General features: G+C 67.0%; 2 protein-coding genes. One reads left to right on the forward strand and one right to left on the reverse strand.

Going from position 1 to position 12,176, the window contains the following annotated elements; translation table 11 throughout:
• Positions 1-102: 102 nt before the first annotated feature.
• Positions 103-10,644: an autotransporter-associated beta strand repeat-containing protein gene (locus DK261_RS06250; protein ID WP_110175411.1), complete on the reverse strand. Its 10,542-nt coding sequence runs from the start codon at positions 10,642-10,644 to the stop codon at positions 103-105.
• A gap of 538 nt (positions 10,645-11,182) precedes the next feature.
• Here DK261_RS06250 and DK261_RS06255 point away from each other — a divergent pair.
• Positions 11,183-12,157 (forward strand): nucleoside-specific channel-forming protein Tsx, encoded by a 975-nt coding sequence (locus DK261_RS06255; RefSeq protein WP_016703297.1) that lies wholly within the window; start codon positions 11,183-11,185, stop codon positions 12,155-12,157.
• Positions 12,158-12,176 lie beyond the last annotated feature (19 nt).

Here is a 12,176-nt window from a genome sequence, read left to right on the forward strand (position 1 = left end):
CGACCACCGGCGCCGCCTGCCTGCCCTCCAATCGATCCGGCCCGCAAGCTAGCGGCAAAAAAAACCGCCCTTTCGGGCGGTTGCAAGAAACCTCGGTGGTGATCAGAAACCGAGGGTGAAGCTGAGGGTCATCGCATGGTCGCGGTTGTCGTGGGATAGCTGGCCCGAGTAACCGATGCCCAGTTTGCCCGTGGGGCTGATCTGGTAGTCCAGGCCGGCCTCGACCAGGGCGCTGTCCTTGGCGATCGGCACGCCCTGGGTGGTGAACGAGCCGCCCCCCTCGATAAAGGTCAGGTCGGCATCGGGCTTGGTATCGCCGTAGGCATGGCGCCAGCCCAGGGCGGCGCGCGGTGTGATCTGCGAACCGTTACCCAGGGTGATGCGCTTGCCGGCCCGCAGGCCCACCGTGGAGAAGGTGATGTCCTGGCTCGACTTGGCGCTCAGGCGTCCAGCGCCGCCTTTTTCCCGGCCGGTATCGCTGTCGTAGTTGACATAGGCCAGGCCGACGAAGGGCTCCAGCGCCACGCCCGCCGCTTCCAGGGCATAGCCGACCTCACCGAACACCTGGGTACTGCGCGCGTCGTAGTTGGCTTTCAGGCGATCGTTGTAGCTGCCGACGCTGACGTTGCGCTTGGTGCTGATCCGGTGCCAGCTATAGGCCGCTCCGAGGCGGACCGCCAGGGCGTCATGCTGGGAGTTGAGGTAGGCCGCCAGGTGGGTGCTGTTGATCGTGGCATCGGATTGGCGCCGCTGCGCATCGATATCGCTGTGGGTATAGCCGGCTGCCACGCCACCGCGCCACTGGTCGCCGAGCTGGCGGTCGGTGCCGAGCATGAAGCCGGACAGGTTGCGATCCAGGCCGGCGGTGTTGCTGTCGCCTTCCATGTCGCCCCAGGAACCGAGCACCCGCAGCCAGCCGACCATCTCGTCCTGGCCCTGGCAGCCTTCGCGGCTCAAACGGTTCTCCCCAGGCGCCAGGGTGCGCCGCAGCTCATCCTCCTCGGTACCGCAGCCGGGCTGGCGCATGCGGTCGTTGAGGGCATCGCGCACATGGCGCGAGTCCTCGAGCAGCGAGCTGGCGGTACTGGCGTGGATCTCGCCCGACAGGCTGTCGAACGCCGCGCGGGCCGAGGCACGATCCAGGTTGATGACCTGATCGTTGAGCACGTCAGCGCCCGAGCCTTCGGCGCCGGTGTAGCTCTCCAGGGCCCTGGCGACACCCCGCTGGTTGGGGGTGGCCGCCACTTCGGCGAAGGTGGTCTGGTTGCGACTGACCGCCAGGCCGACCTGGTTGGGGCCATACACCAGCGCGGTGTCGAGGAAGGCCAGGGACGGCAGGCGGGTGCTGCTGAAGGTCCCGTTGACCCCGCCACCGGCGGTGATCAGCGAGTAGGTGGTGTTGCCGGTGTAAGGCGCCAGCGAGCGCACTTGCAGACCGCCGCCGAGGGTAGCGGTCCCGCCCACGGCGAGCACGGTGCCGGTAGGCGACGTCACGGTCAGGTCCAGCACACCGTCCGCGGCGTTGCTGAGGTTGCCCGCCACGCTCAGGGTCCCGGCGGCGCCACCGGACTGGGTCAGGCCGTGGTTGTCCAGCGAACCGACGCTGCCGTTGCCACTCAGGGCGGCGCCATTGGCCACCGTGACCTGCCCGGCGAACACGCTCGGCGTACTGCGATCACCGACCTGCAACTCGCCCTGCTCCACCGCGACTGGGCCGCTGAACGGCTGGGCGCCGGAGAGCAGCAACAGGCTGCTGCCCTGCTTGACCAGGCTGCCGGTGCCACTGAGCACGCCATTGAAACGACCGTTTCTGTTCTGCACGAACAGCAGGCGCGCGTTGTTGAGGATGCGTCCTTGCAGGCTGCTGGTAGTACCGGCCAGGGTGCCGCCACTGACGGTGGTACCGCCGGTGTAGGTATTGGCACCGGTCAGCAGCAAGGTGCCGGCGTCGAGCTTGTTGATCCCGCCACTGCCCACCAGCGGCGCATCGATCTGCGCCGTCACATCGGCGTTGACCCGCACCGCGGCCAGGGTGCCATCGGCGGCATTGGTCGGGCTCAGGCTGCCGCCCTCCCCGGCGACCAGGCTGTAGCCGGCGTCGAGGAATTGCAGGCCGGTGAAGCCCTGGTTGCCGACCACGGTGACCGTGCCGCCCTGCCCGCCGAAGACCGCGAACTGATTGTTGGAACCCAGGCTCTGGGTGCCGTTCGGGTCGGTCCAGTTGGTGCCCGGGCCCCAGGTACCGCTGCCGCCGGTGATGCTGCCGTCGGCGGTGGTCTTGCCACCGTTCCAGAACTGCACTTCGCCCGGTGTGCCCTGCACCAGCAGGTTGACCTGGTTGGCCAGCGCGGTCTGCAGCGTCAGGCTCTCAGGCAGCACGCCCGTTGGCAGCGCGCCGTAGACCAGGCCGTTGTCGGTCAGGCTGCCGCCGTAGCGGAACAGCTGGTAGATACCGACGCCGAAGCCGCCGCCATTGGTGACATTGAGGGTGCCGTCGAGGGTCAGGTTGCCCGCCACATCGACCACCGTGGTCGAACTGCCGACTTGCCCCATGGTGAAGTCCAGCGTCGTCCCGGAGGCCAGGTTCAAGGCGCCCACCGACAACGGCGTGGCGGCGCCGCCGGCGCTCAGGGTGGCGCCACTGGCCAGTTGCAGCGTCCCGCCGATCTCCCCGCTGCCGCCAATGGCCGCGCCGGAGGCGACATTCACCGTGGCGCTGTTCAAGGTGCCGTCGACCCGCAGCGAGCCGGCTTGCACGCTGGTGGTGCCGGTGAAGCCGTTGCTGCCGGTCAGCAACAATTCGCCTGTGCCGCTTTTGGTCAGGGTACCGCTACCGCTGAGATTGCCGCTGTAGGTGCCGTCGCTGTTCTGGGCGAAGGTCAGCGCTGCGTTGTTGAGGATCGCGCCTTTGAGGCTGGAGGTATCGCCGGTGGTGCTGCCGCCATTGAGGGTGGTACCGCCGGTGTAGGTATTGGCACCAGTCAGCAGCAAGGCACCGCTGCCATTCTTGACCAGGCTGCCGCTGCCGTCGATGACGCCGCCGAGGGTGGTGTCCTGGGTGCCGGCCAGGGTCAGCTGGGCGCCCAGGTTGATGGCGTTGGCCAGTTGCAAGGCCGTGCTGCTGTCGAGCTGGGCGTTGCCGCCGACGCTCAAGGTACCGCTGCCGATGGCCGCATTGTTGCCCAGGGTCAGCTCGCCGCCGTTGAGCTGGGTGCCGCCCTGATAGCTGTTGCTGCCATTGAGGGTCAGGTTCGCCGCGCCGTTCTTGATCAGGCTGCCAGTGCCGCTGACCACGCCCGCCAGGGTCAGGTCGTTGGAGCCGGCCACCTTCAACCCGCCGCTCAGCACTACTGCGTTGCCCAGGCTGACCGCGCCGTTGCTGTCCAGGGTGGTGCCGTTGGCCGCGGTCAGCACGCCGCTGCCCAGGGCGCTGTTGCTGCCCACCACCAGGGTGCCGCCGTTGAGCGCGGTGCCGCCGGTGTAGCCATTGCTGCCATTGAGCACCAGGGTGCCGCTGTCGAGCTTGGCCAGGGTGCCGGCGCCGTTGATGGCCACACCGAGGGTGGCGGTGACGTTCGGGTCGACGCGGATCGCCGTATTGCCGGTGGCGCCGTTGACCGCGTTCAGCGTGCCGGATGTGCCATCGATCAGGCTGTAGCCGTCGGTGACGAACTGCATGCCGGTGATGCTTTGCGTGCCGTTGAGCGTGACGTTGCCGGCCGCGCCCTGGAACACCGCGAAGCTGTTGCCCCAGGCCTGATTGAGGGTGCCATCGACATTGGTCCAGTTACTGGTGCCGCTGGCCCAGGTGCCGCTACCGCCGTCGATGGCGCCGTTGCCGGTCAGCTGGCCGCCGTCCCAGAACTGCACGAGGGTGTTGGGCGCGGTCACCAGCAGGTTGACCTGGCTGCCCACCGCGGTCTGCACCTGCAGGTCGCCCGGCACCACGCTGCCCGGCACGCTGCCGGCCACCAGGCCGTTGTCGGTCAGGCTGCCGGTGTAGTTGATCAGGCGATACACGCCGCTGCCGAAGCCACCGATATCGCTGACGTTGAGCGTGCCGTCGAGGGTCAGGTTGCCGCCGACGTTGAGCAACGAAGTCCCGCCCCCCGCCACCGGCGTGCCCAGGCCGACATCCAGGTTGGCATTCGGCGCCAGCACCAGCGAGCCCAGCGTCAGGCTGTTGCCGCTGCCGAGGCTCAGATGGCCGCCGTCGGCCACCGTCACCGCGCCGCTCAGGCTGCCGGTGCCGGTCAGGGTGCCGCTGTTGTTGACCACCACATTGGCGCTGGCCAGGGAGCCGCTGACGTTCAGGGTGCCGGCATTGACGCTGGTGTCGCCGGTCAGGGCGTTGCTGCCGCCCAGGGTCAGGGTGCCGCTGCCGAGTTTGCTCAGCAGGCCGCTGCCGCTCAGGCTGCCGTCGAAGGTGCTGCTCAGGTTAGTGCCGCCGATGCTCAGGGTGCTGCCCGCGCCCACCTGCGCCGTGCCGCTGCCGGTCAGGCTGGCGAGGCTGGCCGAACCACCGAGGTTGAGCTGGGTGCCGCTGGCCAGGTTGACCCCGGCATTGTTGCCCAGCGCCGAACCGCCCAGGGTGCTCAGGCTGCCGGCTGCCACATTGAACTGGCCGCCAAAGGTGTTGCTGCCGCTGAGGGTCAGGTCGGCCGCGCCGTTCTTGGTCAGGGTGCCGCTGCCGGCCAGGGTGCCGGCCAGGGTCAGGTCGGCGCTGCCCGCCAGCGTCAGCCCGGCATTCAGGTTGAGATCGTTGCCCAGGATCAGTGGCGCGCTGTTGTCCAGGGTCGCGCTGCCCGCCACCGTCAAGGCCCCGCTGCCCAGGGCCGCCGCATTGCCCAGGGTCAGGCCGCCAGCGTTCAGGGTGGTGCCGCCCTGGTAGGTGTTGACGCCGTTGAGGGTCAGGTTGGCCGTGCCGTCCTTGACCAGTTCCCCGCTGCCACTGACCAGCCCGCCCAGGGTCAGGGCCTGGCTGCCGCCGAGGGTCAGGTCGGCGTTCAATGCCAGGTTGTTGCCCAGGGTCAGGCCGGTATTGCTGTCCAGGGTGGAGGCGCCGGCCACCGTCAGGTTGCCCAGGCCCAAGGCCGCGGCATTGCCCAGGGTCAGGGTCCCGGCATTGAGGGTGGTGCCGCCGAGGAAACCGTTGGCGCCGTTGAGGGTCAGGTTGGCGCTGCCGTCCTTGCTCAGGCTGCCGGCGCCGTTGATCGACCCGGCGAGGGTCAGGTCGGCGCTGCCGCCGATGCCCAGGTTGCCGGCCAGGTTCACCGCGTTACTCACGCTGACTGGGCTGCTGGCATCCAGGGTGGTGCCAGCAGCGGCGTTCAGCGCGCCACTGCCCAGCGCCGTGTTGGACGCCAGGATCAGGCCGCCGGCGTTCAACGCGGTCGGGCCCAGGTAGCTGTTGTTGCCGCCCAGGGTCAGGTCGGCGCTACCGCTCTTGATCAGGCCGCCAGTGCCGCCGATGGCGCCGTTCAGGGCCAGGTCATTGCTGCCGGCCACCGTCAGGTTGCCGTTGAGGGTGACCGCGTTGGCCAGGCTGACCGCGGCGTTGCTGTCCAGGGTCGTGCCGGCGGCAGCGGTCAACTGGCCGCTGCCCAGTGCCAAGTCGTTGCCGACCACCAGGGTCCCGCCATTCAACGAGGTGCCACCGCTGTAGGAGTTGGCGCCATTGAGCACCAGGGTGCCGGCGTCGAGCTTGGCCAGGGTGCCGCTGCCGTTGATATCCACGCTGATAGTCGCGGTAACGCCCGGGTCGACCCGCAGCGCGGTGTTGCCACCGGTGCCGTTGACCGCGGTCAGCGCGCCGGCCGCGCCCGCCACCAGGTTGTAGCCGCTGGTGGTGAATTGCAGGCCGGTGAAGGTCTGGGCACCATCGACGGTGACGGTGCCCGCAGTGCCCTGGAAGATCCCGAAATCGCCAGCCCAGGCCTGGTTGAGCAAGCCGTCGGCCGACGTCCAGTTGCTGCCGGCGCTGCTCCAGGTACCGCTGCCGCCATCGACGCTGCCGTTGGCGACGGTCTGGCTGCCGTCCCAGAAGCGGATATTGACGTTAGACGCGGCCACCAGCACGTTGACCTGGTTGCCCACCGAGGTCTGCACCTGCAGGTCGCCGAGGCTGAACCCGACCGGCACGCTGTTGATGTCCAGCCCGAGGTCGACCAGGCTGCCGGTGTAGTTGATCAAGCGGTACACGCCCACGCCGAAGCCACCGGCGTCGGTGACATTCAGCTTGCCGTCGAGGGTCAGGTTGCCGCCGACATCGAGCAGCGAGGTGGTGGACGGTGCGCCGAGGCTGGCGTCGAGGTTGGCGTTGCCACCGAGGACCAGCCCGCCCGTCGCAAGGGTGGTGCCCGAGCTCAAGGCCAGGTGACCGCCATCGGCGACGTTCAGCGTGCCCAGCAACGAGCCGCTGCCGGTCAGGGTCGCGCCGCTGGCGACGCCGACGTTGGCGCTGCCCAGGGAGCCGCTGACACTCAGGGTGCCGCCGTTGACCTGAGTATTGCCGGTGATGCCGTTGATCCCGGTGAGGTCAAGGGTGCCGCTGCCGACCTTGGTCAGGCCGCCGCTGCCGCTCAGGCTGCCGTCGAAGGTGCTGCTGGAACTGACGCCGCCGACGCTCAGGGTGGTGCCCGCGCCGATCAGCACCCCGCCGCTGCCGGTCAGGCTCGCCAGGCTGCTGTCGGCCCCCAGGTTGAGGCTGGCCCCGGCGCTGACGTTGGCTCCCGAGGTGTTGCCCAGGGCGCCACTGCTCAGGGTGCTGACGCTACCGGCGTTGATATCCAGGGCGCCGGTAAAGCTGTTGTTGCCCGACAGGGCGAGGTCGCCCAGGCCGTTCTTGATCAGGGCCCCACCGCCGCTGACCACGCCGCCCAGGGTCAGGTTGTTGTTGCCGGCGATGCTCAGGTCGGCGTTGAGCGCAATGTCGTTGCCCAGGGTCAAGGCCGCGCTGTTGTCCAGGGTGGCCGCGCCGCCCACGGTCAGGGCGCCGCTGCCCAATGCCGCGGCATTGCCCAGGGTCAGGGTGCCGGCATTCAGGCTGGTGCCACCGGCGAAGAGGTTGACGCCGTTGAGCGCAAGCTCGCCCGCGCCGTTCTTGATCAGCGCACCGGTGCCGCTGACCACGCCGTCCAGGGTCAGGCCGTTGCTGCCGCCGAGGGTCAGGTTGGCATTCAGCGCCACGCTGTTGTTCAAGGTCACCGAGGCATTGCTGTCCAGGGTCGCCGCGCCGCCGACGGTCAAGCCGCCGAGGCCCAGCGCCGCGTCGGCGCCGACCGTCAGGGTGCCGGCATTCAAGGTGGTGCCGCCGAGGAAACCATTGCTGCCATTGAGTACCAGGTTGGCGCTGCCGTCCTTGACCAGGCTGCCGGCGCCGTTGACTGCGCCGGACAGCGTCAGATCGGCGCTGCCACCAATATTCAAGGCACCGGCCAGGTTCACCTGGTTGCCCAGGGTGACGGCAGTATTGGCATCCAGCGTGGTGCCCGCCGCCGCGTTCAGCGCGCCAGCACCAAGGGCGCCGTTGGCCCCGACGATCAGCGTGCCGGCATTGAGCGCGGTGTTGCCCAGATAACCGTTGGCGCCATTGAGGGTCAGGTCGGCCGCGCCGTTCTTGATCAGCCCGCCGACGCCGTTGATCACCCCGCCCAGGGTCAGGTCCTGAGTGCCGCCGAGGGTCAGGTTGCCGCCCAGGTTCAGGTTATTGCCGAGGCTGACCGCAGCACTGGCATCGAGGGTGGTGCCGGCGGCGGCATTCAGCGCTCCGCTGCCCAGGGCGGTATTGGAACCGACGATCAGCGAACCGGCATTCAGCGCGGTAGTGCCCTGGTAGCTGTTGTTGCCGCTCAGGGTCAGGCTCGAGGTGCCGTTCTTGATCAGGCCGCTGGTACCGTCGATGACCCCGCCCAGCACCAGGGGGTTGCTGGCGTCCAGCGTCAGGTTGGCGTTGAGGTGCACAGCATTGTTCAGGGTCAGCGCGCCGCTGCCGCTCAAGGTACTGGCGCCGCCCACGGTCAGGGCACCGCTGCCCAGCGCCGTGCCGCTGCCCAGGATCAGCCCACCGGCATTGAGGGTGGTGCCGCCCTGGAAGGTGTTGGCGCCGTTGAGCGTGAGGTCGGCCGTACCGTTCTTGATCAGCCCGCTGGTGCCGCTGACCAGACCGTCCAGGGTCAGGGCATTGCTGCCGGCCAGGGTCAGGTCGGCATTGAGCGTGACGTCGTTGCTCAGGCTGATGCCGGCCGTATTGTCCAGGGTCGCCGCGCCGCCCACGGTCAGGGCGCCGCTGCCCAGCGCGCCGGCGTTGCCCAGGGTCAGGGTGCCGCCATTGAGGGTGGTGCCGGCGAGGAAGGTGTTGGCGCCGTTGAGGATCAGGCTGGCCGTGCCGTTCTTGGTCAGGCCGCCGCTGCCGCCGACCACGCCGTTCAGGGTCAGGTCAGCGCTGCCGCCGAGGTTCAGGTTGCCGGCCAGGTTCAGGCTGTTGCCCAGGGTCACCGCGGTATTGGCATCCAGGGTGGTGCCGGCGGCGGCGTTCAGGGCGCCGAGGCCCAGCGCGGTGTTCGAGCCGAGAATCAGCGAGCCGCTGTTGAGGGCGGTATCGCCCAGGTAGCCGTTGACACCGTTCAGGGTCAGGGCCGCGGCCCCGTCCTTGATCAACCCGCCGGCGCCGTTGATCACCCCGCCCAGGGTCAGGGTCTGGGTGCCGCCCAGGGTCAGGTTGCCGATGAGGTTGATGGCGTTGCCCAGGCTCAGCGCCGTGGTGGCATCCAGGGTGGTGCCCGCGCCGGCGTTGAGGGCGCCGCTGCCCAGGGCGGTGCCGGAGCCCACCAGCAGCTTGCCGCCATTGAGCGAGGTGCCGCCCGAGTAGGTGTTGGCGCTGCTCAGGGTCAGGTCCGCGCTACCGTTCTTGATCAACCCGCCGGTGCCGGACAGCCCCCCGCCCAGGGTCAGGGCATTGCTGCCGAGGGTGGTCAGGTTGGCGTTCAGGGTTACGGCGTTGGCCAGGTTCACCGCGGCGCTGCTGTCCAGGCTGGCGCTGCCACTCACGGTCAACCCGCCGCTGCCCAGGGCATTGTCGTTGCTCACGCTGAGGGTACCGGCGCTCAGGGTGGTGGTACCGGAATAACCGCTGTTGATGCCGTTGAGGGCCAGGCTGCCAGTGCCGCTCTTGGTGAGCCCGCCGCTGCCGCTGATCAGCCCCGCCAGGGTCAGGCTGCCGGCGCCGGTGGCGATCATGCTGTTGTTGAGGCTGACCAGGTTGTTCAGGGTGATGGTGCCGGGCGTCGACAGCGTGGCCGCGCCATCGATGCTCAGCGTGCCGCTGCCGAAGGCCAGGTTGTTGCCCAGTTGCACGGAGCCGGCGCTGATGCTGGTGTTGCCGCTGTAGGTGTTGGCCCCGTCGAGGCTCAACTGGCCAGCTCCGCTCTTGGTCAGGCCGCCAGTGCCGGAAATCACCCCGGCCAGGCTCAAGTCGTTGCCGCCCTGCACGGTCAGGCCGCCGGCGCCCAGGGTCACCAGGTTGCTCAGGGTCAGGCCGCCGGTACTGGCCTGCAGGATCCCGCCATTGCTGGTCAGCACCCCGCTGCCGAAGGTGCCGCTGTTATCGAACTGGGCGATGCCGCCGTTGAGGGTGGTGCTGCCGCTGACCAGTGCTCCCTGCAGGGTCCAGGTACCGCTGTTGAGCGTGAGGTTGTTGAAGTTGATGTAGTTGTCGCTCGACAGCGTGCCGCTGCCGCTGGTGCCGCCGCCCGGGCCGAGGGTGTTCTGCAGGATCAGGGTGTTGGTGCCGCCCGCGCCGCCATCGACCTTGCCGGTGGGGGCGAATGTCAGGTCGATCCCCGGCAGGCCACCGAGGCCGAGGCTGATGTTGATCCCATCGCCGACGCTGACGCTGGAACCGGTGACCGCGGTGAAGGTGTTGGTGCTGTTCACCCCCATCGACACCCCGCCCTGGATGGTGCCGGTGTTGAGGAAGGTGTTGCCGCCGCTGGAACTCTCGAAGGCGACCCGGCCTTGCAGCGTGCCGTTGTTGGTCATGTTCACCTGGGAACCGCCATACACCGCCACCACCGGCGTGTCCGCCAGGGTCACGCTGAGCAGCGACAGGCCGGTCGAGGTGATGGTGCCGTCGTTGACGATGGTGGTGGTGCCGCCGGCACCGTTGTTGATGTTCAGCGCGGCGCCGTCCAGGCTGCTCAGGTTCAGGCCGAGCAATTGCCCGGTACCGCGCATGATCCCGGTGACGGTGTTGGTGACGTTGACCACACCCGCCGCGCCGTTGCCAATAAAGGCCCCGCCGCTCAACACCGAGACCAGCCCCAGCAACGCCGGGTCGATGATCCCGGCGTTGTTCAGGGTGATGGTGCTACCGGTCAGGTTCAGCACCTTGCCGCCCAGGGTCGCGTTCATCTGCGCGCCGCTGTTGACGTTGACCGTCAGGCCGTCGGTGGCGCTGGAAAAGTCGTTGAGAAACAGCGGCAGGCCCGGCACCCCGGTACAGGTCACCACGCTGCCGACGGTGGAACAGGTGGCCATGGCCGAGGGGCTGACCAGGCTGAGCAACAACCCGGTAAGACCCAGGCGAACTGCCAAAGAGAGGGGGGAAAGATGATTGACGGCGTCCCTGACCTGAACTTTGTCCACGCTCAACTCCTTGCTAAGGGGCCAAGCCGTTCATCCATGAATGCGTGTACTGCTCGCTCAGCAACGTCCTGAATCGATACGCACTGACTTCGAATACCTGACCGTGGCGAAAATTGCTCCGTGCCAGAAACGTAGACGAGCTTCGCGGGGGCAGAGACGAAACCGCGGGATTAAATAGCATTAATACTATGGTAAGAATTGACCGATAAAACTTCGGAAAAACTTATCAAATCCTTATTTATCAATTAGTTAAAAAACAGCTTTTTTGTCAGATCAGATACGTTCCCTCACAAATGCCCCGCCTTCCGCTCCACCCTCCTTACCACCCAGCGATTTCAGAAGTATCGATTTAATTTTCCGGATATTTCCTAACAAGACAGTCAGTTTCTGCACCGATTCTTCATTTGTTTCAAACACCTGATCGAAGTTGGTACAGCATATGCAAACGTTTGCGCGAACCCGTTAAACCGATAATGAGTACAGGTTCGCTTCAACCCGGCCAGCCATGGCTTTCCTACCGCATGAACAGGGATTTTCAATGCATCGACCTCTTACACCTTCGGCCTCCTGTCGCACCCTGGCTGTTTCCCTGCTACTGACTGCCGTTACGGGAGTACTCAGTAGTGCTGCCCAGGCCCAGGAAAAAACCGTCGACGTCCAACAAAGCGCTGATGACTCGGCCCAGGGCGAAACCCTCAGCCCGGACGCCAATCCGCCCAAAAAAGGTGCATACCTGTCGGACTGGTACAACCAGGACCTGACCCTGATCGGCAGCAAGGACATCAGTTTCGGCCCGCAGCCGGCCGACGATATCTACCTGGAATACGAGTACTTCGGCCGCAAGGGGCCGTTCGAGCTGTACGGCTACATCGACATCCCGAAGATCTTCAACATCGGCAACAGCCATGACAAAGGCGTGTGGGACCACGGCTCGCCGGTGTTCATGGAACACGAGCCGCGGATCTCCATCGACTACCTGGCCGGACGCAGCCTGGCCATCGGCCCGTTCAAGGAGTGGTACGTAGCCTTCGACTGGATCTACGACCACGGCAGCAACAGCGCCAACCGCGCCAATACCCTGTACAGCGGCCTGGGCACCGACATCGACACCCATTCGCGGGTCAACCTGTCGGCCAACTTCTACGGGCGCTACCAGTGGGAAAACTATGGCGCCAGCAATGAATATTCGTGGGACGGCTACCGGGCCCAGCTCAAGTACATCGTGCCCATCGACAAGTTCAGCAATGGCGCCTCGCTGACCTATATAGGCTTCACCAACTTCGATTTCGGCTCGGACCTGCACAAGGACAACCCGGCCCGCACGGCCAACGCCACGGTGTCCACCAACGTGCTGCTGTATTCCTTCACCCACCTGCGGTTCACCCTGGTCGGCCGTTACTTCCACAACGGCGGCAACTGGCAGGATGGCAGCGAGCTGAATTTCGGCGATGGCGATTTCCGCGCCCGGTCCAATGGCTGGGGTTACTACGCCGGCATCGGTTACCAGTTTTAAGAACAGCGGCGAGCCTTGA

The organism is Pseudomonas sp. RW409, from assembly GCF_003184125.1.
GTDB lineage: Bacteria > Pseudomonadota > Gammaproteobacteria > Pseudomonadales > Pseudomonadaceae > Aquipseudomonas > Aquipseudomonas chlororaphis_I.